This window comes from Polycyclovorans algicola TG408 (assembly GCF_000711245.1).
GTDB lineage: Bacteria > Pseudomonadota > Gammaproteobacteria > Nevskiales > Nevskiaceae > Polycyclovorans > Polycyclovorans algicola.
The window spans coordinates 1216567-1239518 of the sequence record NZ_JOMH01000001.1 but is presented as its reverse complement, the minus strand read 5'-3'; the positions used below and the strand labels follow the sequence as shown (position 1 = coordinate 1239518).

Sequence of the window (22952 nt, the reverse complement as noted above, 5' to 3'; positions counted from 1 at the left end):
TCATCGCAGCGTCCAACTCCACATCAATCTGGCGTTTCAGTAGTCTACGGGCCCGTTTCCCGGCCCGTGCCGCCCCCCAGGACGTTTCATGCGATTGATCACATGTTTATCGACCTGCTGATCTTCGCCGCCACTGGGGTGGTGGCGGGCGTGATGGCCGGCCTGTTCGGCGTCGGCGGTGGCCTGACCATCGTGCCGATTCTCGCCGTGGTGATGCCCCGGCTCGGGGTGCCCACCGAGGTCGTCATGCAGGTGGCCATCGGCACTTCGTTGGGCGTGATCGGTTTTACCAGCCTGTCGTCGGCCCGCGCCCACCAGCGGCGGGGCAGCGTCAACTGGCGCGTGCTGTCGAGTCTGGCGCCGGGCCTGATGCTGGGCGCCGTGATTGGCGCACAGGTCGCCGACCTGCTGAGCGGCGCGGCCTTGCGCAATATTGTCGGCTTCGGCGCGCTGGCGATTGCCGCGCAGATGGCGCTGGTCACGCCCAAGCCGGTGGCCGCCGATGCCAAGCCGCCATCACGCGCCGAGCTGGGCATTGCCGGCACCGTCATCGGCGCGGCGGCGGCGTTGATCGGCATCGGCGGCGGTTCGCTGAACGTGCCCTACCTCAACCTGCGTGGTGTGCCGATTCACCAGGCGGTCGGCACCTCGGCCGCGGCCGGCATTCCCATTGCCTGGGCCGGGGCGCTGGGCTTTGTCTGGGCCGGCTGGGGCACGGTCGGCGTGCCGGCGCCGGCACTGGGCTATCTGTCGCTGCCGGCGCTGGCGGGCATCGGTGTGTTCAGCGTGCTCACCGCACCCATCGGCGTCCGCTTGGCGCATGCCGCCTCGCCGCAAACGCTGAAACGCGCCTTCGCGCTGCTGCTGGTCGGCATCGGCCTGTATCTGCTTCTGGGGCAACACTGACCGGATGTGACGCAAGCCTTTGCGTCGAAAGGCTCAGGTCATCTACGCCCCTCGCCGTCGGTTGCGGCCGCTGCTAGCATCCTGAAAACCTGAAGGGACGCGACATGACCGGGGCATTTCAAGGTGCGACATTGGGGGGCATCGGGATCGCGACTTGCGCTCTGTTGCTGTCAGGCTGCGCCACGTCCGCCGACCGCAGCGGTGCGGGTATTCCGTCACCGTTTTACAGCCAGGGCATCGGGCAGGTGTCACCGGTATCGCAAAGCTTTCCGGTGACCGACTCAACGTCGACCTACGGCGGTCAGCCACGCCCCCGTTTCGCCAACGAAATTCCGCCGCCGGCGGCCATCCCGCCAGGATTTCGCAAGCCCACCGCCGCCAGTGCCGAAGAGCAGCGCACCGCCGAGCGCTTGGCACGCGAGCATCGCAGCGCACCGCAGCAATGGCAGCTTCCCGCGCAGCAGCGTGATGCGAGGCCAGCGGCCGCGCCAGTGCAGCAGCCGATGGTGATGCCAGCCAGCAACGCGCCGGTGTTCAGCACCACCGTCCAGGATTCGGGCATGGCGCCCGGCGCCTATGAGCAGGGCATTCCGCCGATGCCGCAAGCGTCGCCCGGCGACTGCTACGCGCTGGTCCGCAGGCCCGAGCAGTACCGCAACGTGCAGCAGACCTACGTGGTCCGTCCGGCCAGCGAGCAAGTGCAGGTGGTGCCAGCCCGCTATCAGACCCTGAATGAATCGGTGGTCACGCAGGAGGGCTACGAACGCCTTGAGGTGGTGCCGCCCACCTTCCGCACCGTGACCGAACAGGTTGAGGTGCGCCCGCCGACAACGCGCTACGTGACCACCGAGCCGCAGTACGACACGGTCACCGAGCGTGTGCTCGAACGCCCCGCACGCCAGGTTTGGAGGCCAGGCCGAGGGCCGCTGGAGCGTATCGACCACGCCACCGGCCAGATCTTCTGCCTGGTTGAAGAACCGGCTGTTTACAAGAGCATCACGCGGCGCGTGCAGACCCGCCCGGCGGAGTCGCGCGAGGTGCAGGTGCCGGGCGAATACCGCAGCATCACCCGCCGGATCGTTGACCAGCCCGCCCAGGTGCGCCGCGTCAGCGTGCCGGCCCAGGTGTCCAACATGCAGGTGCAGCGCATGGTCGAGCCCGCGCGCGTCAACCGTGTTCCGGTGCCCGAGCAACTGGCCACGGTCACGGTGCGCGAACTGACCCACCCGTCGTCACTCGAATGGCGCTCGGTGATCTGCGAGACCAACATGACGCCCGGCCTGTTGCAGCGCGTGCAGCAGGCGCTCAAGTCGCAGGGCTTCGACCCGGGTCCGATTGACGGCATCCTCGGGCGCCGCACACTCAGCGCCCTGAATGATTTCCAGCGGTCGCGCGGCCTGCCGGTCGACAGTTACCTGAATGTCGAGTCGGTCCAGGCCCTTGGGGTCCGCAACACGATTTGAGTCATTGAATCGGCTCGTACACGCGTGCTGCCGATTCAATAGGCGTCGAAGGCGTTGCGAATACGCTCGACGCGGGCGCGGTTGAGCCCCAGGTCGCTGGGACGCTTGCCAGCAAAAAAACTTGTTGAACATTTGGGGGGCTCCTCTCGCACGATCACGCCAGCGCGACGGTTCAGCGGCCACCATGGTGTCAATCAACCCGTGTCGGCCGGGGCGAGAGGTCTTTCAGTTGCCCTGCTGCGGCGCGTCCGGTAAGAACCGCACACCCTGAATACGGCAGGCCAGCAGCGTGTCACGCAGCAGGGTGATGGCCTTGAAACGCGGGAAGGTTCGCCGCCACACCAGCGCGATCTGACGCTCCGGCGCCGGTGGCTTGAACGGGCGGGCCACCAGCCCGCCGTCGTCCGGTCGGTTCTTCACCGAGGCTTCGGGCAGCACGGTGATGCCCAGCCCGCTGACCACCATGTGGCGAATGGTTTCCAGCGAGCTGCCGGTCTGCGGTCGCGGGCCCTGGGCGTCGGGCTCGACACATTTCGGACAGGCCTCGATCACCTGGTCGCGAAAACAATGCCCCGGCCCCAGCAGCAGCAGCGGGTGATGCGCGAGTTGCGCGGCCGGGATCTCGATCTTGTCGGCCAGCGCATGATCGGGCGGCATCATCACCACAAACGATTCGTCGTACACCGGCCACGCACTGAGGCCGTTGAGGTCGATGGGCAGCGCCAGCAGCGCGACGTCAATTTCGTTGTCGCGCAGTTGGTCGAGCAGGATGCCGGTGTAGTTTTCCTCGATCACCAACGGCATGTTGGGTGCCGCCTTGCGCAGCGCCGGCACCAGCTGCGGCAGCATGTAAGGGCCGACGGTGTAGATCGCGCCGATGCGCAGCGCGCCCGAGAGCTCGTCGCCGCCTTCCTTGGCGATGTCTTCGACGCGCCGCGCCTCGGCCAACACGCGTCGCGCCTGCTCAATGATGCGCGCACCCACCGGCGTTGGTCGGGCTTCGCCACGGTTGCGTTCGAACAGAATCACGCCGAACTCGTCTTCCAGCTTTTTCAGCGCCACCGACAGGGTGGGCTGGCTGACGAACGAGCGCTCGGCGGCACGCCCAAAGTGGCGCTCTTTGTCGAGGTTTACCAGATAGCGGAGTTCGGTCAGGGTCACGGGGCAGAACGTGGCAGAAACGCCTCTGGAGTATGCCTCAGCACCAGTCGCGCGGCTGCAGATAATGCGTCAGCAGTTCGGCCTCGGGCGTCCCGGCAGCGGGCTGCGCGTCGTAGGCCCACTGCACCTCGGGCGGCATTGACATCAGGATCGACTCGGTGCGCCCGCCCGATTGAAGGCCAAACAGCGTGCCGCGGTCCCACACCAGATTGAACTCGACGTAACGGCCACGCCGCTGCAACTGCCAGCGTCGCTCGCGTTCACCGAAGGGCAGATCTTTGCGCCGCGCAACGATGGGTGCGTAGGCGGCCCAAAACGCCTCGCCGACCCGTTGGGTCAAGGCAAAAGCCGGGTCGTCACCGCCTTCGGTCCAGTCGTCAAAAAACAGACCACCGATGCCGCGCGGTTCATCACGATGACGAATGTAGAAATACTCATCGCACTGTCGCTTGAAGCGCGGGTAAAGCCCTTCACCCACCGCCTCGCGAGCGGCACCGTGCCAGCCGCGCGCGTCTTCTTCAAAGCCGTAGTAGGGCGTGAGGTCAAAGCCGCCGCCAAACCAGCGCACTGCCGGCAGGCCGTCGCCACCGACATTGAGCATGCGTACGTTGCAATGTGTGGTGGGCACAAAGGGGTTGCGCGGGTGCAATACCACCGACACGCCCATGGCCTGAAACGGTCGCCCGGCGAGCTCGGGACGCGATGCCGTGGCCGACGGCGGCAGCGCCGCGCCGCGCACCACCGAGCGGGCCACGCCACCGCGCTCAAACACCTGCCCGGCTTCGAGTACGCGGGTATCGCCCTCGCCCTGCAGACGGGCTTCAGCCGGCTTCTGCCAGGCATCGGACTGGAATCGCGCGGTTGGCTCGAACTGCTCGGCACCCGTGCAGATGTCCTGCTGCAGTCGCCGCAGCCAGGTGTCGACACGGGTCACGAAAGGGTCAGGGGACTGGGTCATCACGCGGTATTCAGGGGGCAAAGGCGGCGGTTCACTGCCGCAGATAATGCCCGGTCGCGGCCTCGCGGATCGAGGTGGGGCGATCCGACCCGCCCAAGGCGCCCGGCACCACCAACATGTCGGCAAAGCGCAACTGCACCTGCGTGCGACTCATGGCCGGGGGCTGGCCACTGCGGTTGGCGCTGGTCGAGACCAGCGGGCCGACCCAGGCTTCGCAGAGGTCGCGCACCACCGGATGCGCCGACACCCGCACCGCCAGCGTATCGCGCTCGCCGGTCAACCACGGCGAAGCGTCGGGTCCGGCGGGAAACACCCAGGTATTGGGCCCCGGCCAGCTCAGCCGCGCGCGGCGATAGGCGGCCCGCGACGGGATCACGATCAGCCCGTCGAGTTGATCGATGTGGCTGGCCACCACGATCAGACCCTTGGCCGGATCGCGCCGCTTTAGCGCCAGCAACTGCCGCAGCGCGGCGTCGCTGAACGGGTCGCAACCCAGCCCCCACACCGCTTCGGTGGGATAGGCCAGCACCCCACCGGCTGCCAGGGTCTGGCGTACTGCACGCCGCAACGCTGCCGCGAGCATCAGGCGGTCGCGGGTTTGGGCGGCTTCTTGGCAGCGGGCTTTTTCGCCGCCGGTTTTTTGGTGGCCTTTTTCGCCGCAGGCTTCTTGGCGGCAGCCTTGGTCTTCGGCTTGGCATCGGCCTTGGGCTTGGCGCTCGTCGACTTGGCCTTGCCCTTGGCGCCCTTCTTGCCCGACTTCTTCGCCGCAGCGGCCTCGGCCAGATAAGCCTCGCACTCGAACACCGACAGGCTCTCGGGGTCTTTGCTGCGGGGAATCGGTGACTTGCGCGCACCGTCGGTGATGTACGGCCCAAAGCGGCCTTTGATGATGCGGATCCCCGTGTCGCCAAACTTGACGATGGTCGCCGCCTCAAGCGCCGCAATTTTCTGCTCGATCAACTCGAGCGCGCGCGGCAGGTCGACGGTGTAGGGGTCGTCGTCCTTCTTCAGCGAGACGAACTGGCTGCCGTAACGCACGTAAGGGCCGAAGCGGCCAATATTGACCGCCACTTCATCGCCGTTGTCGAGGTTGCCGAGCATGCGCGGCAACTCGAACAACGCCAACGCGGCGTCGAGGGTGATGGTGTCGATGCGCTGGTTGGCACGCAGGCTGGCGAAGCGCGGCTTGTCGGCGTCGTCCTTGGTGCCGATCTGCACAAATGGTCCGAAACGGCCGAGCCGCGCCGACACCGGCTTGCCGCTCTCGGGGTCCACGCCGATCACCCGCGCTTCAGACACTTCCTCGCGCTTGAGCTCCATCTTCTCGTCAACCTGCGGCTTGAACTGCTGCCAAAAGCTGGCCAGCAGCGGTTGCCACTGCTTCTCGCCGCGCGACACGGCATCGAGGTCGTCTTCGAGGTTGGCGGTGAACTGGTAGTCGACGTAGCGGGTGAAGTGATCGGTGAGAAACTTGTTGACGATCATGCCGACATCGGTGGGCGTGAACGCCTTGCCGTCCAGGCGCACGTAATCACGCGCCTGCAGGGTGCTGATGATGCTCGCGTAGGTGGAGGGCCGGCCGATGTCGTAGGCCTCCAGGGTCTTGACCAGGCTGGCCTCGGTGAAGCGCGGCGGCGGTTCGGTGAAGTGCTGGTCGGCGTTGATGTCGGTGAGCGTGACGCGCTCGCCGGTTTCCAGCGGCGGCAGGCGCTTTTCGTCATCTTCAGCCTCTTCGCCCACATCCAGCGACACGTTGTACACCGCCAGGTAACCGGGCTCGACCAGCACCGAGCCGTTGGCGCGGAAGGCGTTCTTGTCGTCGACCCGCAGTTCGGCGGTGACGGTGTCGAACACCGCCTGGGTCATCTGCGAGGCCATGGTGCGCTTCCAGATCAGCTCATAGAGCTTGAGCTGGTCGGGGCCGAGAAACTTTGCCACCGACTTTGGCGTGCGCATCGCCGAGGTGGGGCGCACGGCCTCGTGCGCTTCCTGCGCGTTCTTCGATTTGGTCTTGAAATAGCGCGCCTCGGGTGGGCAGGCGCTGTTGCCATATTCCTTGACGATGACCTGACGAATCTCACCCAAGGCGTCCTGCGACAGGCTCAGCGAGTCGGTACGCATGTAGGTGATCAGACCCATCGTTTCGCCGCCCAGGTCCATGCCTTCATAAAGCTGCTGGGCTGTGCGCATGGTGCGGGTGGAGGTGAAACCGAGCTTGCGGTTGGCCTCCTGCTGCAGGGTCGAGGTGGTGAACGGCGGCGACGGGTTGCGGCGCCGCTGCTTCTTGTCGACCGTGCCGACCGTGAGCTGACCCGCCGCAGAGGCCAGCAGGCGCTCGCGGGCGGCCGTGGCCGCAGGCCCTTCGGTGACGGTGAACTGCTCGACTTTCTGACCGTCGAGTTCGACCAACTTGGCCGTGAACGCACTGCCGCCTTTGTCGGCGGCCGCCAGTAGCGTCCAGTACTCGCGCGGGATGAAGGCCTTGATCTCTTCTTCACGCTCACAAATCAGTCGCAACGCCGGGCTTTGCACACGACCGGCTGACAGGCCTGGCGCGATCTTGCGCCACAGCAGCGGCGACAGATTGAAGCCGACCAGATAATCCAGTGCCCGCCGCGCCTGCTGGGCGTTGACCAGATCGGTGGCGACCTGGCGCGGCTTGGCCACGGCTTCGCGCACTGCACGTTCGGTGATTTCGTGGAACACGACGCGCTCGACCGTCTTGTTCTTCATGGCGTTGCGTTCGGTCAGCAACTCCAGCAAATGCCAGGAAATGGCCTCCCCTTCGCGGTCAGGGTCGGTCGCCAGAATCAGGCCGTCGGCATTGCGCAGCGCACTCTGTATGGCGCGCACGTGCTTCTCGTTGCGCTCGATGGGCTGGTACTTCATGGCGAAGGCATTGGTCACGTCGACGGCGCCGTCCTTGGGCACCAGATCACGCACGTGGCCGTATGAGGCCAGCACTTCGTAATCGTTGCCAAGGTACTTCTTGATCGTCTTGGCCTTGGCAGGCGACTCGACGACGACAAGGTATTTACTCATTCAGAGCGGGTCCATGGATAAATGGCGCTGACAGGCAGAGCCCGCAGAAAAGGGGCCGCTTATATCGGGACATTGCGCCTGCTGTAAAGCCGGGCGCCTGGAAAAGGTCGCGCGTCAGTGGAGAAACTCGCCCGCGTAATAGACCATCTCTTCGACATGGGCGAAGGCCTCCTCGGCCTGCTCATCGCTCATCAGCACGAGCAGACAGACCCATTTGGCACGCTCCAGATCGATGTCTTCGACCAGCGCCATCAGCCGATCAATAATCCATTCGCGATGGGTCGGCGACAAAATGCCCAATTGCTCCAGATAGAGCAGAAACCCGCGACAGTCGGTGGGGATACGCTGAATCTCTTCGCGGGTGTAAATCCGCAATGCCGCACTCGGCCCGAACACCATCGGCAACTGCCGGGTTTGGGTCAAACCGTCGAGCCAGCGGAAGGCGTTGCCCACTTCCTCGACCTCAAACCCGGCGGCCACCAGCTCCTCTTGCAAGGTCTCGTGATTGGCCTGGTCAACGAATTCGACCGTCTGGTAGTTCTCGAACAGGTACATCAGCACATCAAGGACGGTTTCTTTCATGGCGCTCTCCTTGGGGCTGAACACGCTAGGGCTGCACGGGGACTGATGAAGCAATTTCTGTGCAAAGTATAGGGCGTGATGGCCGCGCGCCGGGGTGAATGCGTGTCACCCGCCGCGGACCGCGCGATAACGACCATCGCCGCCTTGCACCACCCGGCCCGCCAATTCCAGCGTCAGCAACTGTGCCGACAGACCGGCCACGGAGTCTGTGCCGCGCGCCAGCAGGGTGTCGAAGTCCAGCGCTTCATCACCCAGTTCGGCGAGCAGCGCGGTGGCTTCGGGCGTCAGAACGTCGGTCGCCGTCTTCACGTCTGGCGCGCCCTCGCGCAAGCGGCCAACGAGCTGCGGTGCGAGTTCTTCAAGAATGTCGTCGACCGACTCGACCAGCTTGGCGCCCTGGCGGATCAGCGCATGGCAGCCCCGCGCCTGCGGGTTGTGAATGGAGCCGGGGATGGCGAACACCTCGCGACCCTGCTCCATGGCGAAACGCGCAGTGATCAGCGAGCCGCTTTCGCGCGCCGCCTCGACGACCAGTACCCCCAGGGACAAGGCACTGATGATGCGATTGCGCCGCGGGAAGAAGCCCTGCTGTGGCGCAGTGCCGATGGGAAGCTCCGAGACCAGCACGCCCTCGGCGGCAATCTGTCGCGCCAGGGCCTGATGCCGCGCCGGGTACACGCGATCCAGCCCGGTCGCACACACCGCCACCGTGCCGCCCTTGCCGGCCAGCGCTCCCTCGTGCGCGGCACCGTCGATACCCAGCGCCAGGCCGCTGGTGATGGTGATGCCGCAGCCGACCAGTGCCTCGGCAAATGACCGGGCGTTGAGCGCCCCCTGCGGCGTCGCCGACCGGCTGCCGACGATGGCCAGTTGCGGCACGGCCAGCCAGTCGGGGTCGCCCTGTACGAACAGCAGCAGTGGCGCGCCGGGCGTCTGTCGCAAGCGCTCGGGATAGCGCGGGTCGTCAATCAGCAGAATATGTCGGTCCGCTGCTGCAGCCAGCCACGCCAGATCGGGTTCGATCAACGCCGGGGCGGCGTGGCGCAGTGCGTCGATGCGCGCCTGACTCAACCCCACGTCACGCAAGACGCCGGGGCGGGCATTGACGATGGCCTCGACAGAGCCGAGCTGCGCCAGCAACTTGGCCACCGTGACCGGGCCCATACCCGGCGTTCGCAACAGCCTCAGCGCCGCGTTTTGCGCCGCGACCGCGTCGGTCACCGGGCGCTGGCGACCGGGTTGACCACCGCGTCCAGACTGCCGATGGGTCGGGTGGCTTCCAGCACCAGCCCAAACGACAGGCGCGCATCGGTACGGAACAGCATCAGGGTGCCGACCGGCTGCTCGGGCAGGGTCACGGTCCCCTGTGCGTGCGGGTCGTTGACCACCCGGCTGCGCTGCTTGATCGTCAGCAGGTGCCCCGGCGCAAGACCGGCATCAAAGCCGCGATTGATCGCCACCACCTGAAACTGCGTCGCCTGCAACCGCTCTTCGGCGATCCACACCACCCGGCCATCGACCTCGACCTCGGGCGCGCGCGGCACGAACCGGGCCTCAAACAAGGTGTCTTCGATGGGCACCAGCCGATCGCCGACGCGCGCTTCCATTTCGGAGCGGGTCAGGCGCCCGAGGCTGGCGGTGGCGTCGATCTCGCGCACTTCCAGGCCACCGACCGGCGTCGCCGCATAACCGAGAACTTCGCGCGAATCGGGTTCGGTGATCGGGCGGTCCGGTCGCACCACTGCCCAGCGGTAATCGCCGTTGGCAGGCAAATTCTTGATGAACACCGGGCTGCCGCTGCCGGCGATCAGCTGGTCATCGCCGAAGGCCAGGATGTAGGGCGCTCGCTCCAGTTCGTCCGCACCGACCAGGCGCGGGTTGCGAAGAAAATCCTGAATCGCCTCAAGCGGAATCGCCGGGATCGCCTCATCCAGCGCGCTCTCGCGCACCTGCGGCCCCAGACGCAGCACGCGCATCCCCGGCGCAGCATCGCGCACCACCTGTTGGCGGCCGTCAACGACGCGCAGATTCAACACGTCGCCGGGGTAAATCAGGTGCGGGTTGGCCACCTGATCGTTACCAAACCACACTTCGGGCCACTGCCAGGGCTGGGTGAGAAAGCGATTGGCGATGCCCCACAGCGTGTCGCCCGGTTGCACCACGTACTGCAGCGGGGCCGATTCGCGAAAGGTCACTGGCGTCGGCGCGGCCGGTGCGCTCGCCGCTGAGGTGGACGATGGTGCCTGCGGCGCCTGCGATTGCGAAATCGGCACAGGCGCCGACTCGGTGCGCGTGGTCTGCGGCGGCGCGGCGGTGACGCAGGCCCCGAGGCCGGTCGCGACGCCCACAATCAGCAAGGTCCGGGCAAGGGTGCCGGTATACTGCGACATCGTCATTACTCCCCGGAGTCGATTATCGATTCTGGCATGAATCCCTGATGTGGCAAAGGCTTAAGCCAACATGTCACAGCCGTTTCGTAGGAGCGCCCATGGCCATCCAACCCATCTTGCACCACCCCGACCCGCGACTGCGCATCAAGGCCAAACCGGTCGTCACCTTTGATGCCGCCTTACAGCGGCTCATCGACGATATGTTCGACACGATGTACGACGCACCCGGCATCGGCCTGGCCGCCAACCAGATTGGCGTGGACCTGCGCATCGCCGTCATGGACCTTGGCGACGGCGATGCCAAACCCATGGTCATCATCAACCCTGAAGTGACCGACACCAGCGACCGGCAGATGATGGAAGAGGGCTGCCTGTCAGTGCCTGGCGCACTCGACAAGGTCGAACGCTTCAACCGACTTCACCTCAAGGCGCTGGATCGCGACGGCCAGCCGTTCGAGCTTGAGGCAGAAGGCTTGATGGCCCAGGCCATCCAGCACGAGATCGACCACCTCGACGGCAAGCTTTACATCGACTATCTCAGCAGCCTCAAGCGCGAGCGCATCCTCAAGAAGCTGAAAAAAGCCGAGAAGCTGGCGGGATGAGAATGGCGTTTGCTGGCACCCCGGCGTTTTCGGTCGCCGCGCTCGATGCCCTGCACAACGCCGGGCACGACATTGCCGCCGTGTTTACCCAGCCCGACCGCCCGGCTGGGCGCGGCCGCAAGCTCAGTGACTCACCGGTGGCCGCACGTGCTGCGGCGCTGGGCCTGCCCGTCCACAAACCCGAGCGCTTTCGCGCCGACGCGCAGACGCTGCTGCGCGACGCCAACGTCGAGGTCATGGTGGTGGTGGCCTACGGGCTGATCCTGCCGCAGGCCGCGCTTGAGATTCCGGCGCGCGGCTGTCTGAACATTCACGCCTCGCTGCTGCCGCGCTGGCGGGGCGCGGCGCCGATTCAGCGCGCCATCGAGGCCGGCGATGCCGAGACCGGCATCTGCATCATGCAAATGGATGCCGGTCTCGACACCGGCCCGGTGGGGCTGACACGGCGCCTGCCCATCACTGACGAGACCACCGGCGCAACGCTGCATGACGCCCTGGCAACGTTGGGCGCCAGCGCCATCGTCGACGCCCTGGCCGACATGGCACGCGGCGACTGGCAGCCCGAACCACAACCCGAGGCCGGTGCCTGCTACGCCGCCAAGTTGAGCAAGGACGAGGCGCGTCTCGACTTCAGCCAGCCCGCTGCGGTGCTGGCGCGGCGCGTCCGCGCCTTCAACCCGGTGCCGGTGTGCTGGGCGCTGCACGGCGACGCACGCCTGCGCATCTGGGAGGCCGTGGCCGAACCCGGCATGCACGATGCACCTGCCGGCACCGTGCTGTCGGCCGATACGCACGGCGTTCGCGTCGCCACCGGCCATGGCGTGTTGCAACTGCAGACCTGGCAATGGCCTGGCGGCACGCCGGTGCACGCCGGGCAGCGCGCGCGCGCACCCGAGGGCACGCTGGCATGAGCAGCAAGGACAAAATCGCTGACGGCCCGGTTCTGCCGCCCAAGCCCGATTTGCCCGACTGCTGCGCTGGCGGTTGCGCCACCTGCGTGTTGATGGATTACGCCGATGAGATGGCGGCATGGCGCGCCGAGTGCGCCCGCATCACCGCCGAGTTCGACGCCCGCAAGGCCACGGAAAACCCTCGCTGAGTCCTGTCACAGCCGCGTCATGAAGCGCTGGAACACTCCCGCGCTTTCCACACCGGAATGATTTCCTTCAGGTCGAATAAACCGAGCGCATCACCGCGCAGCGCTTCCCGAACAACTTCAATGCCAACAACGACGAGAACGATCCGGAAGGCCGCAGCGACAACAAGGGCCCCGAGCCGGAAGGCGTGGCCGTCGGCACGCTCGCCGGACGCACCTTTGCCTTCATCGGCCTGGAGCGCATCGGCGGCATCATGGTCTACGACATCACCCATCCGCAGTCGGCGGAGTTCGTTCAGTACGTGACCAACCGCGACTTCAGCAAGGACCCGGAAACCGACCCCAGTGTCGGTGACCTGGCGCCGGAAGGCCTGGCTTTCGTCAGTGCGGAAGACAGCCCCAACGGCATGCCACTGCTGGTGGTCGGCAACGAGGTCAGTGGCTCGACCTCGATCTACGAGATTGATGTCATCGAAATCAGCAACGACTGATTGCACGAGGTGTTCCAAGGCCCCGCTCGCGGGGCCTTTTTTTTATGTCTGGTATAAGTGCGGTGAATGTGCAGAATCTGCACGATGTGCAGGATATTTGGGGCATTGGCGCCGCTCCCGCCCAGCCCAGCACGAACGAAATAGCCCAGAACGTGCAAATATTGCACATAATGGGATGTTTGTGTATCATATGGTCACTATCAGCACATAGCGAGCAATATGAGCGCAGGCAATTCCGCACTGATCAAAGATTTGGCGCCCGAAGGGGGCGTCGAACTCTTTGCGCGGTTTCCGCCTGAGGCGCGCACCTATGCAAAAAATCTCGTCCAAGAGTGGCAGGACCACCTGACTCACCTTGAGCGTTTTAAGTCAACGACGGTCCAAGGCTACATGGGCAACCTCTCTCGGTTGCTGCGATCCTCGGGCGTGCTGCCTTGGGAGTTGCGGAGAAAGCATGTTGTCGGTTGCCTGAAACAGTCGAAGGGGCCTGACGGCATGCCCGCGTCCGCTCAAACGGTATCGTCATACTGTTCTGCGTGGCGCAGCTTCCAGTCGTTCATGCTCGACCAAGATCGCGTCAATCAGATCGTCGCAACTTTTGGCGTGAGGCCGGATACGTTCCTCGACAGGGAAAACGGCATCTCGGTCAAGCGGGTCAAGTCGAACTGGGTGCCCTCGCAGTGGGCGCTGACGACGGATCACATCGACAAAATCGAAGCCTGGTTCATCGACAAAATCAGGGAAGCAAAGCGCAACCACTCCAAGGCTCTGCTGCCGTTGCTCAGGGATCGCGTGATGTTCCACCTTTGCATCCACTTTAGCCTCCGGATTTCCGAGCTTGTCACGCTGGAACTTGAGCAGTTCCGAGCCAGCCATCATGAGAGGTTGGCGCATTTTGGCGATTTTGGAACGCTCACGGTTACCGGTAAGAATGACGTTACCGGCACAATCCCGATGCGGGAACCGCTGATCCACAACCTTCTGATTACTTATCTGAAGAAGGTTCGCCCAAGCCTATTGGCTCGTGCAAAATTAAAGCCGGATGCGCCGACGGTAGTCACATTCAACGACCGCACTTTGCTCGTTAGTCAGCTTGTGTTCGTGACGGAGCGCGGGGGGCTTGTCAAGCCCAACACTTTCCGAGACCGACTCAAGCAGATTTGCCGTGAGGTCATGCTTCCCAAGAAGATTACGCCGCACACCTTGCGTCACACCGGCTGCACTTTGATGGCGCCAATTTATTCCCCTGAAGTCGCACAGCGGTACATGCGACACAGACATCTCCCAACAACAATGCATTACTACCATTCCGAACCACTCAACGCAGGCAACCACCTCAGCCCGATCTACGGATTGACGCTGCCTGGGGACGAGGACGACTTTGATGAAGAGGGCATGCCGTGAAAATTAAACTGAAAAACAATCTCCGAGTCTTGATGGAGAGTCGTGGTGTTACCGCATGGAATGTGTTGTCCGAACGGCTTGCGAAGAATCAAGGCTTTGAGATGAATCGCACATCAATTAGCCGCCATGGCAACAAGGCAAACCCCGCTTATCCGCTTGATTTTATTGAAGCGATTTGTAACGAGCTTCAGTGTTTGCCGGATGCGCTTTTCCACATCGACATTGAAGATGCGGAAGAGCGGTTTTTGGAAGACGCTCAATCGAGGATCATGCCTTTCGAGTTTGGGCAGGTACGGCTTCGCAAGGTCCGAAGCGAAAGGACTCCCGACCCAGAAGAGAAGCAATCTCAAGTACGTGAGGCCAATCACGACGATTCCATGCTCGATGAGATGCTGGGTCCGAAAGTCACTCACCTCAGCAAGGCGAAACTGACCAAGAAGTAATGGTGAACGCCGCAAAAAAGCACTGCCATGTTTGTGACTCTCCGGTCCAGCGCTCGGGAGGGAGTAAAAGTTCCAAGCCGATTCACTGCCTCCTGCCAGGAGTACAGCGCAGCGGCACATGCTTGCTTGACCTTGATCCCACCATTGGTAACTTGATGGTGCGCTCGCTCACCTCTGGAAAATGTGGGAGGGGAGCGCCAAAGGAGATTGTTGAGGAGCGCAGGGCGCTACTAAAGTCTGTTTGGCCGAGCTTGTTAGAGGGCGGAGTTGCACTTCAGAAGTTCCTGATTTCATTGGGCCAAGATAAACGACATCAGCTTATGGCCTGCGCGGTGCCTGAACTCAGAATACTTCTGACAGCGGCGACCGGGGGGCTTGATGTCAATGGTTCTCCGCCACAGGCGGCAGTCGTGGTTCCAGAGAATCTTCCCGAAGACCTAGAAAATGGTCTGCGTGGCTTTTTGGATGCGCTGACGCGGCGGTTGGATACGCTCGTTGAGAACGGCCACCAGCGCCACCGCAGGTATCTCGTGCGTGCGATGGCAGAGCCTATCCGGCTTGCATCATTCTTGGCCGCCCAGGGCGACACACGCTGGACCGCAGCAACAAGCAGTCTAATGGTGAGGTTTGCTCGACAGTATCCCCGGCACGACCCGGTGAAGTTAGCCCCGTTTCTGGCGTTCATCCGAAGTGAAGACAGGTTCCGGAAGCGAGTGGCGCTGAAGCCCAAAAAGAAAGCGGTAAAGTTTTTGCGGTCGGCTCGTTTGCCCGACGTGTACCAGCCTGATCAGTTGCAGCAGAAACTCAACGACGCAAAGGCGAGACTGAAGCCTGAGGAGTTCCTGCTTTACTGGATGGTTGCTCGCCTCGGAATGACGGCCCGAGCCGCAGTAGGGATATGTCTGGACCAACTTCACGTCACCCCCGAGGGCGCGCTCGTGATTCGTCCCGCCGAGGGCTGGGTGAGGGTCCCGAAATCGGTCGCTCCAACGCTTAGGCGATATGCAATTTCCGCTGCACCTGGCTGGCCGTTCGACCATGTGGAAAAGGGCAGCGGGATACCGTTTCTGTCGCCGATCTCAACGGACGCTAGGCTTTCCTCGGAGATATGTCAGGGTGAGTCGAAAAAGCTTCGTCTGTCCGCTGCTTTTGCTGCCATCAAGGCTGGATATCACGACCGTTCAACACTGAAAGCACACATGGGCATCTCCTTGCCCATCCTTGAGCGGCTGGAGTTCCTGATGGCCGCAGACCTTCACATGGTCGTTGACCCCGACATTGTGGAGGCCCGCAACGCCGTCATCCGTGGTGAACGAGATGCCTGATCGCCCGTGGTTTGTGTACTTGCTGTTGTGTCGTTCGGGTCGCGTCTACACCGGGGTCACGCCCGATCTGGCAAAGCGAATGAAGGCGCACAACACAGGGCGAGGCGCGATGTTTACCCGACTCAATCAGCCAGAGGAGCTACTTGCCGCGAAGCCTTTTCCGTCGAAGGGGGCCGCGCTGTCGATGGAGATTCAGGTCAAAAAGCTCAGCAAATCGCAGAAGCTATTTCTTGCATCAAGTTGGGCCGATCAGAACACGGTCCACCAAAGCCCCGAGATTCTTGCGGCGCTCCAGTAGCGCGGCATAGGTCGCAAACTGGTCGGGCAGGATTACGTTGCCAATGGTGTCGTCGTAGGTGGTCGCTGACTCCAAGGCCCATTCGGGAAGCGACATGATTCGCTCCACCATCTGACCACACAACCTGCCCGTGACTAGAGACTGGAAGGGGTGGGATTTTGGAGTGTTGGCGTCGGTTATCTTCTCTAGTGACCGCTCAATGCTCGGCGCGCAGGACAACAGCGATGATCCGTGATCTAGGGCGAAAATTACCCCTCGATCAGGAGCTTTCAGGTCGGCTTTGAAGTTGAAATCTCGATCAAGATTACATATCCAAAGATCGAAAACAGCGATGTACGCTGTCTCGACCGGATACTTTTCGCAGAGTTGCTTTGTGGCGCGGGGGTGCTGTAAATGCTTGAACATCCCCGGTGGCATCTCAAAGTCTTCGTCCTCTTCCATCGGGTCGAGGTCGGCAGTGAAGTCATAGACATCAAGTCCGACCTCATGCGCCTTGAGTGAAGCGAACTGCATCGGTGTATCTGGTTCTGATGGGTTCCTGCCCACGACACCGGCCACTACGGGAATCCCCAGGAAAGCCGCCAAACGATTGGCAACCAACTCTGAGTAGACCTGCGCGGGGGATTCGTCATGATCCCCCTTAATGATCGCCGACAGCCGCCCGTTCTTCGCCCCCGTGGTGCTTAGAGGGTGATCTTCGAGCGGCCCTTGGATTTCATAACAAAGTGTGGGCATTAGGCTGAGCTATGGCCGCTCAAACGCCCAAGCATCTGCAAGTGTCTCCGCTTGTCGAATCACCAGTTCAATCGCCGCTTCCTCCTGATCGGGCGGGTACTTGTGACGGCGCAGGAGGACCTTGATCATCGCAATCATTCTGGCCCGTGCCTGTTTGCGATTCTGCCAGTCAATCGTTGCTGATTTCCGAAGCTTGTCGGTCAATTCCTGCGCCATGGCTCGGATAGTTGGATGCCCCATTTCGCGGATGGCCGATTCGTTCTTGGCGAGGGCTTGGTAGAAGGCCCACTCCTCCTCACTCATACCATCCGGTGGTCCCGCCTCTGCAAGCTGTTTGGCAAGGGCGATCATCTCCTCGATAATCTGCACCGAGGTAAGGCCACGCCTGCTGTAGCCTAAAATCGCTTTTTCTAGTGTCCTTTAACAAAAGTTCACTTTATTATTGATTCGATCAGAGAGGCGGGCGATAGCCGAGATGATTTCATCGGCGGATTTGCGCCATACGAAGGGTTTGGGGTCCTGGTTGTAGGTTTTGAGGTAGTGGCGGATGGATCGCTCAAGGTCGTTGGTACTGGTGTGGGCGTTACGTTTGATCCACCGCTGTGACAACAGCGAGAAAAAGCGTTCTACCAGATTGAGCCAGGAAGCTGAGGTCGGGGTGAAGTGCAGGTGATAGCGCGGTCTGGCGGCAAACCAAGCGCGGACCGCTTCGGTTTTGTGCGTGCCGTAATTGTCGAGAATGAGATGAATATCGAGGTGCTTGGGCACCTCACGATCCAGTGCGCGCAGGAACGCCAGGAACTCCGCACTGCGATGCCGCCGGTGCAAGCGACCAATGACTTCGCCGGTGGCGATATCCAGCGCTGCGAACAAGGTCGTCGTGCCGTGTCGCACATAGTCGTGGGTCGTGGTTTCGGCAGACCCGAAACGCAACGGCAAGCCAGGTTGGGTACGGTTCAGGGCTTGAATCTGGCTTTTTTCATCAACGCACAACACCAAGGCACGATCTGGCGGATTCAGATACAGACCGACGATGTCGTGCACTTTGTCAACAAAGTGCGGATCGGTCGACAACTTGAAGGTTTCCAGCCGGTGCGGCTTGAGCCCAAAGGCGCGCCAGATGCGGCTGACTGCCATGGCATTGAGGGCAGTCTCTTCGGCCATCAAAGTCGTCGACCAGTGCGTCGCCTTGGCTGGACGGCTATGCAAAGTCTTCTCAATGACTTCCGACACTTTGTCGTCGTTAATCGTGCGCGGTCGACCCGTGCGCGGCGCATCGCTCAATCCCGCGATCCGGTACTGCTCAAAACGCCGCCGCCACTTCGACACGGTTTGCGTCGTCACCCCGCAGCGCTGTCCCACTTCGCGGCCCGACAATCCAAGGCTGCACCCCAGAATGATCTGCGCACGCTGCTTGTCCGCCGACGGCGTCTTGCGACGACGAGCCCACTGCTCCAACTCCGATTGCTCGGTGGGTGTCAGCTCCAGCCCAATGGGTTTGCGTCCCGTCATCTCCGCATCCTCCCTCAAGTCAGGGAAGATGGACAACGGTCACTCATAATCGTTCTATGAACTTTTGTTAAAGGACACTAGTTTGTCGGTGAACTCCTGACCCTGAATCGCGTTCTTCGCGCCACGGGCTTTGATCTCGTCGGCGAGCAGCCGTGCCAAGAGTTCTTTGGCGAGGTTCTTCGTTGGCATCTGGCGAATCTGGTCAAGAAACCGCTCGTCCAGCAAGCCGATGTTGGGCTTCTCCAGACCCAATGTGCCGAACACGTCGTTGACGCCATCAACGAGCACGCCTCGCGCAACCAACTGCCGCAGCGCAGCCTCACGCTCCAACTTTGAGGTGGTGCCTTCAGAGCGCGTCAGCTTGATGATTGAAACCCGCACCGCCTGGAAGAAGGCGATCTCATCACGAACGGTCATGGCCTCCTTGCGCGTACCTGCAAGGGCCTGTGCCTTGGTCATCTTGGCAACCTGATCCAGATAGCCCTTGGCGGCGAGGTTGCGGCCCTTGTCGTCTTTTTCGTCACTGAGCGAGAGGATGTGTTCGATGGCCTTGCCGAGCTTGGCGAGTGCAATCTTTGGATCGTCACAGCCGCTGTAGTCGAAGCCGTGGAAATACTCCTTGCGGATCACATCCAGGGTGTCTAGCAGGATGGTCAGCGCTTGACCTGACGTGTCCACCGGCTCTTTGTCGGACTTGGCGTCTCGCGTGTACTGCTTGATCGCCTTCTTGAGTTCTTCGCCGATGCCGATGTAATCGACCACCAGACCACCGGGCTTGTCCTTCCAGACCCGGTTGGTGCGCGCAATGGCCTGCATCAAGCCGTGGCCCTGCATGGGCTTGTCGATGTACAGCGTGTGGCAGGGCGGCGCGTCGGTGCCGGTCAGCCACATGTCGCGCACGATCACGATTTCCAGCGGGTCATCGCCCTTCTTGAATCGCTTCTCGATGAGCTTGCGGTCTTGCTTGTCGGTGTTGTGCAACTGGAAGGATTCGGGGTCTGACTTGCCGCTGGTCATGACGACCTTGACCTTGCCCTCGTTGAGATTGTCGCTATGCCAATCGGGCTTGATCTTGATGATCTCCTCGTAAAGCCGCACGGCTGCGGCGCGGGAGATGGCAACGACCATGGCTTTGCCGTCTACCTGCTCTTTGCGGTTGCCCCAGTGCGCCACCAGGTCTTGGGCCAGACGCTCGATCCGGCCATCCGCCATGGCGAGTGCTTCCAGCCGTGTGTGGCGGCTCGCTGCCTTGGATTGTTCCGATTCGTCCTCGTCTTCGATGGCATCCTGAAACTCTTCCTTCAGTGCCTGTCGTTCTGCCTCGTTGAAACTCAGCTCGATGATTCGGGACTCGTAGGACACCGGCACCACGGCGCCGTCTTCCTGCGCCGCGATCATGTCGTAGACATCAACGTAGCTGCCAAAAACGGCTTCCGTGTCACGGTCATCCATGCTGACCGGCGTGCCTGTCATGCCCAGGTAGATCGCATTGGGCAGCGAGTCCCGCATGTACTTGGCGAGGCCGTACTTGGTGACGCCCTTCTTCTCATCGATCTTGGCGGTGAAGCCGTACTGGGTGCGGTGCGCTTCGTCGGTGATGACGATGACGTTGGAACGCTCACACAGCACCGGCACCGTGTTCTGGCCCTTTTCGGGCGCGAACTTGTTGATGGTCGTGAAGAAGATGCCGCCTGCTTCCACAGCCGATAGCTTGTCCCGGAGGTCTTCGCGGTCCTCGGCCTGGACTGGCGTTGCCCGCAGGCTGCGACTGCACAACGCAAAGGTGTCGTAAAGCTGGCCGTCCAGATCGTTACGGTCGGTCACCACCACCACGGTGGGGTTCTCAAACTCTGGCCGCTCGCGCAAAGCCATCACGTAGAACACCGCGAGGAAGCTCTTGCCTGATCCTTGGGTAAACCAGATCACGCCGCCCTTGCCGTCCTTGCGATGCACCAGCGCATCCACAGCGCGATCCACGGCCTTGCGCACGCCCTGGTACTGGTGCCACTGCGCGACGACCTTGGTGGTTTCGCTTCCGCTTTCGCCGGAGAAAGCGACAAAGCCCCTCAAAAAGCTCAGGAGTGTCTTCGGGTGCAGGAGCCCCCGGCACATCACCTCAAGCTCCAAAGCGCCGCCTGGGGCCTTCTGGCCATCGGCGAGCAGCCTCCATGGGCCGTGTCGCTCAAAGTCAGCCGTCAGCGAGCCATAGCGCGCAACGGTGCCATCCGAGATGACATTCAGCAGGTTTGCGTAGAAGAGTTGGGGGATTTCCCGCTTGTAGGTTTGCAAGTCGGCATACGCCTTCTCGGTGTCGGCCTTCTCGTCAGCGGGGTTCTTCAGTTCCAGCACCACCAGCGGCAGGCCGTTGACGAAGAGCACCACATCGGGGCGACGCACTTTGGCGCCATGCACGGTGAACTGCTGTACCGCCAGCGCATCGTTGTTGCCGTTCCAATCGATCAGTTGCAGGCGCATCTGTTGAGGGGTGCCATCAGCGGCGGTGATGTCCACCGGCACGCCTTCTCGAATCCAGCCGTAGAAGTCCCGGTTCCCCTCGGTCAGCGACTGGGCAGCGAAGAACATCAATTTGACGATGGCATCGTCAATTGCGGCAGGCGAAGCAGTAGGGTTAAGCCGCTGAATGGCTGGCCGCAACCGTGCAACCAGGACCACCTCGGCGTACTTGCTGCGGGCCTCTTGGCTGCCGCCCGCCGACACGTCATCGCCGGTCAGGCACTCCCAGCCAGACTCGCTGAGCCATTCAAGGCAGGCGGATTCGAGGTGGTTTTCGTTCATGGCTTTCTGTGGGCAATGTTTTGCACGTAATTCTTTGCCCGGACAGACTTGCTGATCATGTCTGCACAAATATCAATCAGGTCTTTCAGGCTTGGGAGATTATGCTCCTCGTGCAACTTTGCATAGTGCACCTGATCATTAGCCAGCCATGCCGCACGTTTGGCACAGGCAACAAGATCCTCGTCGGGGATCCGACCGATAGAATTCTCAAGGTTCTCTTTGATTACGCTTGCGCGTATGTCGTCCGCGCTCTTCCAAATCACAAAGTCCTTGATCAGCACCTCGAAGCACTTCCGGTATCCGGCACCGGCAACTTCCAACAAGCCCCTCGCCTCGGCTTCGTGAGACTCGGACCAGATTTTTCCGAATCGACCAGATACCTGAAGTAAATTGGATTGCTGTGAATGTTCAACGCGAGATGAAGGGTGAACGTACAAACGCGCATCTATCACAGGTTTCTGCTCAGCATCCTTCGGCCATCCGAACAAGTACAAGCCATGGGAACGACGGCAGCATGTGCACGTGACGGTCGACCCTAGCGATCCTCTGGGACCAGTAATTGCCTGCCAAGTGACCGTGACGCCAACTATCGATCTGCCACAGTCTGGATTGGAGCATGTCGTATCGACATGAACGGGGTGTCCATGTGGGCGGCTACGCCCTTTAAGGGCTGTCACTTCAACTTCGATCATATCGTTGCCCTAGGGTAATGCCTTCACAGTAGGCCGAAGGACAGCATCCATTTTGGTCGCGGTCTTCACGAACCAATCTAGGTATTCCTGCCATCGGCTCTCGTCTGTCAAAGCCACATCGGGATACCACACTGCCACTCGGCAGGCCAAGGAATCGGGCAGTTCCTGCCAGTCCAATGCAAACCCCAAGTCGGCTTCGATCTTTTCTTTGTGCGGCGTCAAATTGGCATAGTGCTTTTTTGCGTGTTCGCCATCCATCCACAGCTCAACACCCAAACGGTCATCTCGTGTGTTCGCGGTGAAGTTCAGACGAAACCCAGACCGTCCGATGGTGTTATTCATCCAATGTCGGGGGCGCGGCTTCTGTGGCCGAATGTGCGGCGCATCCGTTGCCAACTTCTCAACCAGTGCGCTCCAGAAGCTCAATTGAAGCTGCTTTGTAGGCGAGGCCGTGGTCGCTGCCTTGGCTTGCTCGCGGCTGGTCTTGGTCCAGTTGTTGGGCTTCACCACCGCCTCGAACTTCGGGGCAAGGCGAGAATCACCGATGCGCCACAACTCCACCTCAACCGCGAAGAAGCTCAGATCATCCGTAGTGTTGTCGTTGAGGAATTGCAGCGCGGCGGCATGCTCGGCACGAAAGGATTCGGCGACCCAGATGACCTTTTTTGCGCCGACGCCAGCCGCATAAGCAATCAACTGCCCGAGATGGTTGTGATTGGTCTTCTCCAACTGGTTTTCGATGATCACCTGGTCATCACCGTCGGTGCAGAGCATGTCGAGCTTGAAGTCGCCAACCCGATGCTCGATGGAGACCAACTCCAACTCGCTCAGCGACAGCGCCTCGGCAAGCAGATTGAGGTTGTCAGGCTGTGACAGCCAGGGCGTGAAGTCGCTGGCCTCGTGCTTCCAAGCGGCCCGCAGCTGAACGCGCTCCAGCCTGCTCAATTTCGGCGACATGTCAGACCACCTCCAACGCTTCTTGTGCCTCTTCGATCCGCAGCTTGCCGGAGATGAGGCGAGGTAGTAGTGCATCCCTTATTGAGGGCGGATTCAAAT

21 protein-coding genes and 2 pseudogenes are annotated in these 22952 nt (G+C 61.9%); 10 read left to right on the top strand and 13 right to left on the bottom strand.

The features are described from left to right. Positions 1-102 precede the first annotated feature (102 nt). Positions 103-906 (top strand): sulfite exporter TauE/SafE family protein, encoded by an 804-nt coding sequence (locus U741_RS0105985; RefSeq protein ID WP_029889574.1) that lies wholly within the window; start codon positions 103-105, stop codon positions 904-906. Between the two features lie 104 nt (positions 907-1010). Then, a complete protein-coding gene (locus tag U741_RS0105980) occupies positions 1011-2369 on the top strand; it encodes a peptidoglycan-binding domain-containing protein (RefSeq protein ID WP_084154687.1) in 1359 nt (452 codons plus the stop codon). Positions 2370-2594: 225 nt separating this feature from the next. Here U741_RS0105980 and U741_RS0105975 read toward each other — a convergent pair whose 3' ends face one another. The 7 genes from U741_RS0105975 to U741_RS0105945 all read right to left on the bottom strand — a co-directional run bounded on the left by U741_RS0105975 (position 2595) and on the right by U741_RS0105945 (position 10502). Next, positions 2595-3530: a hydrogen peroxide-inducible genes activator gene (locus tag U741_RS0105975; protein WP_029889572.1), complete on the bottom strand. Its 936-nt coding sequence runs from the start codon at positions 3528-3530 to the stop codon at positions 2595-2597. A gap of 37 nt (positions 3531-3567) precedes the next feature. Then, positions 3568-4488 (bottom strand): oxygen-dependent coproporphyrinogen oxidase, encoded by a 921-nt coding sequence (hemF, locus tag U741_RS0105970; RefSeq protein ID WP_029889571.1) that lies wholly within the window; start codon positions 4486-4488, stop codon positions 3568-3570. 31 nt (positions 4489-4519) lie between these two features. Beyond that, positions 4520-5071, bottom strand: coding sequence for an L-threonylcarbamoyladenylate synthase type 1 TsaC (gene tsaC / locus U741_RS0105965; RefSeq protein WP_029889570.1), 552 nt, complete (start codon positions 5069-5071; stop codon positions 4520-4522). Beyond that, entirely contained in the window at positions 5071-7530 is a 2460-nt protein-coding gene (locus tag U741_RS0105960; RefSeq protein WP_029889569.1) for a DNA topoisomerase I, read from the bottom strand. The genes tsaC and U741_RS0105960 overlap by 1 nt, the downstream gene beginning before the upstream one ends. A 114-nt stretch (positions 7531-7644) precedes the next feature. Next, on the bottom strand, positions 7645-8112 hold the full coding sequence (locus U741_RS0105955; protein ID WP_029889568.1) for a Smg family protein: 468 nt from the start codon (positions 8110-8112) through the stop codon (positions 7645-7647). A 105-nt stretch (positions 8113-8217) separates the two neighbouring features. Continuing rightward, positions 8218-9333, bottom strand: a complete 1116-nt coding sequence (dprA, locus tag U741_RS0105950; RefSeq protein ID WP_029889567.1) for a DNA-processing protein DprA — start codon at positions 9331-9333, stop codon at positions 8218-8220. Then, positions 9330-10502 carry a LysM peptidoglycan-binding domain-containing protein gene (locus U741_RS0105945; RefSeq protein ID WP_161776140.1) on the bottom strand — a complete coding sequence of 391 codons (1173 nt, stop codon included), beginning with the start codon at positions 10500-10502 and terminating at the stop codon, positions 9330-9332. The genes dprA and U741_RS0105945 overlap by 4 nt, the downstream gene beginning before the upstream one ends. Before the next feature lie 98 nt (positions 10503-10600). Between U741_RS0105945 and def the strand changes: the two genes are divergently transcribed. From def to U741_RS19955, 8 genes and pseudogenes are all read left to right on the top strand, one after another. Beyond that, complete coding sequence (def, locus tag U741_RS0105935) at positions 10601-11104, top strand: peptide deformylase (protein WP_029889566.1); 504 nt, start codon at positions 10601-10603, stop codon at positions 11102-11104. Further along, entirely contained in the window at positions 11101-12015 is a 915-nt protein-coding gene (gene fmt / locus U741_RS0105930) for a methionyl-tRNA formyltransferase (RefSeq protein WP_029889565.1), read from the top strand. Before def ends, fmt begins: the two co-directional genes overlap by 4 nt. Beyond that, on the top strand, positions 12012-12203 hold the full coding sequence (locus U741_RS0105925) for an oxidoreductase-like domain-containing protein (RefSeq protein WP_029889564.1): 192 nt from the start codon (positions 12012-12014) through the stop codon (positions 12201-12203). The genes fmt and U741_RS0105925 overlap by 4 nt, the downstream gene beginning before the upstream one ends. A gap of 83 nt (positions 12204-12286) precedes the next feature. Then, positions 12287-12691, top strand: a pseudogene (locus U741_RS0105920) (choice-of-anchor I domain-containing protein); the annotation flags it as partial. 219 nt (positions 12692-12910) lie between these two features. After that, the gene (locus U741_RS0105915) at positions 12911-14095 is read left to right on the top strand and encodes a tyrosine-type recombinase/integrase (RefSeq protein WP_029889562.1); all 1185 of its coding nucleotides are present in this window, start codon (positions 12911-12913) and stop codon (positions 14093-14095) included. Beyond that, the gene (locus U741_RS0105910) at positions 14092-14538 is read left to right on the top strand and encodes a helix-turn-helix domain-containing protein (RefSeq protein ID WP_029889561.1); all 447 of its coding nucleotides are present in this window, start codon (positions 14092-14094) and stop codon (positions 14536-14538) included. The genes U741_RS0105915 and U741_RS0105910 overlap by 4 nt, the downstream gene beginning before the upstream one ends. A 122-nt stretch (positions 14539-14660) precedes the next feature. Continuing rightward, on the top strand, positions 14661-15863 hold the full coding sequence (locus U741_RS0105905; protein WP_152551508.1) for a hypothetical protein: 1203 nt from the start codon (positions 14661-14663) through the stop codon (positions 15861-15863). Further along, positions 15856-16161 carry a GIY-YIG nuclease family protein gene (locus U741_RS19955; protein WP_084155037.1) on the top strand — a complete coding sequence of 102 codons (306 nt, stop codon included), beginning with the start codon at positions 15856-15858 and terminating at the stop codon, positions 16159-16161. Before U741_RS0105905 ends, U741_RS19955 begins: the two co-directional genes overlap by 8 nt. Here the strand turns inward: U741_RS19955 and U741_RS0105900 are convergent. From U741_RS0105900 to U741_RS0105875, 6 genes and pseudogenes are all read right to left on the bottom strand, one after another. Continuing rightward, positions 16099-16896 carry a hypothetical protein gene (locus tag U741_RS0105900; RefSeq protein WP_052378541.1) on the bottom strand — a complete coding sequence of 266 codons (798 nt, stop codon included), beginning with the start codon at positions 16894-16896 and terminating at the stop codon, positions 16099-16101. The genes U741_RS19955 and U741_RS0105900 overlap by 63 nt on opposite strands. A 9-nt stretch (positions 16897-16905) precedes the next feature. After that, a pseudogene (locus tag U741_RS0105895) lies at positions 16906-17301 on the bottom strand (type I restriction enzyme endonuclease domain-containing protein); the annotation flags it as partial. A gap of 15 nt (positions 17302-17316) precedes the next feature. After that, positions 17317-18408, bottom strand: a complete 1092-nt coding sequence (locus tag U741_RS0105890) for an IS630 family transposase (RefSeq protein ID WP_029889557.1) — start codon at positions 18406-18408, stop codon at positions 17317-17319. A gap of 54 nt (positions 18409-18462) precedes the next feature. Next, positions 18463-21204, bottom strand: a complete 2742-nt coding sequence (locus tag U741_RS0105885; protein WP_029889556.1) for a type I restriction endonuclease subunit R — start codon at positions 21202-21204, stop codon at positions 18463-18465. Then, positions 21201-21527, bottom strand: coding sequence for a hypothetical protein (locus U741_RS0105880; protein ID WP_029889555.1), 327 nt, complete (start codon positions 21525-21527; stop codon positions 21201-21203). The genes U741_RS0105885 and U741_RS0105880 overlap by 4 nt, the downstream gene beginning before the upstream one ends. Positions 21528-21905: 378 nt before the next feature. After that, positions 21906-22853 (bottom strand): DUF4268 domain-containing protein, encoded by a 948-nt coding sequence (locus U741_RS0105875; protein WP_029889554.1) that lies wholly within the window; start codon positions 22851-22853, stop codon positions 21906-21908. Positions 22854-22952: the final 99 nt, after the last annotated feature.

What these genes read in the sequence shown, in the direction of transcription:
- U741_RS0105885 (WP_029889556.1), bottom strand. Translation starts at nt 21,204, where the DNA reads ATGAACGAAAACCACCTCGAATCCGCCTGCCTTGAATGGCTCAGCGAG.
- U741_RS0105875 (WP_029889554.1), bottom strand. Translation starts at nt 22,853, where the DNA reads ATGTCGCCGAAATTGAGCAGGCTGGAGCGCGTTCAGCTGCGGGCCGCT.
- hemF (WP_029889571.1), bottom strand. Translation starts at nt 4,488, where the DNA reads ATGACCCAGTCCCCTGACCCTTTCGTGACCCGTGTCGACACCTGGCTG.
- U741_RS0105980 (WP_084154687.1), top strand. Translation starts at nt 1,011, where the DNA reads ATGACCGGGGCATTTCAAGGTGCGACATTGGGGGGCATCGGGATCGCG.
- def (WP_029889566.1), top strand. Translation starts at nt 10,601, where the DNA reads ATGGCCATCCAACCCATCTTGCACCACCCCGACCCGCGACTGCGCATC.
- U741_RS0105900 (WP_052378541.1), bottom strand. Translation starts at nt 16,896, where the DNA reads ATGCCCACACTTTGTTATGAAATCCAAGGGCCGCTCGAAGATCACCCT.
- U741_RS0105960 (WP_029889569.1), bottom strand. Translation starts at nt 7,530, where the DNA reads ATGAGTAAATACCTTGTCGTCGTCGAGTCGCCTGCCAAGGCCAAGACG.
- U741_RS0105985 (WP_029889574.1), top strand. Translation starts at nt 103, where the DNA reads ATGTTTATCGACCTGCTGATCTTCGCCGCCACTGGGGTGGTGGCGGGC.
- U741_RS0105890 (WP_029889557.1), bottom strand. Translation starts at nt 18,408, where the DNA reads ATGACGGGACGCAAACCCATTGGGCTGGAGCTGACACCCACCGAGCAA.
- U741_RS0105955 (WP_029889568.1), bottom strand. Translation starts at nt 8,112, where the DNA reads ATGAAAGAAACCGTCCTTGATGTGCTGATGTACCTGTTCGAGAACTAC.
- U741_RS0105925 (WP_029889564.1), top strand. Translation starts at nt 12,012, where the DNA reads ATGAGCAGCAAGGACAAAATCGCTGACGGCCCGGTTCTGCCGCCCAAG.
- U741_RS0105945 (WP_161776140.1), bottom strand. Translation starts at nt 10,502, where the DNA reads ATGTCGCAGTATACCGGCACCCTTGCCCGGACCTTGCTGATTGTGGGC.
- U741_RS0105915 (WP_029889562.1), top strand. Translation starts at nt 12,911, where the DNA reads ATGAGCGCAGGCAATTCCGCACTGATCAAAGATTTGGCGCCCGAAGGG.
- U741_RS19955 (WP_084155037.1), top strand. Translation starts at nt 15,856, where the DNA reads ATGCCTGATCGCCCGTGGTTTGTGTACTTGCTGTTGTGTCGTTCGGGT.
- tsaC (WP_029889570.1), bottom strand. Translation starts at nt 5,071, where the DNA reads ATGCTCGCGGCAGCGTTGCGGCGTGCAGTACGCCAGACCCTGGCAGCC.
- fmt (WP_029889565.1), top strand. Translation starts at nt 11,101, where the DNA reads ATGAGAATGGCGTTTGCTGGCACCCCGGCGTTTTCGGTCGCCGCGCTC.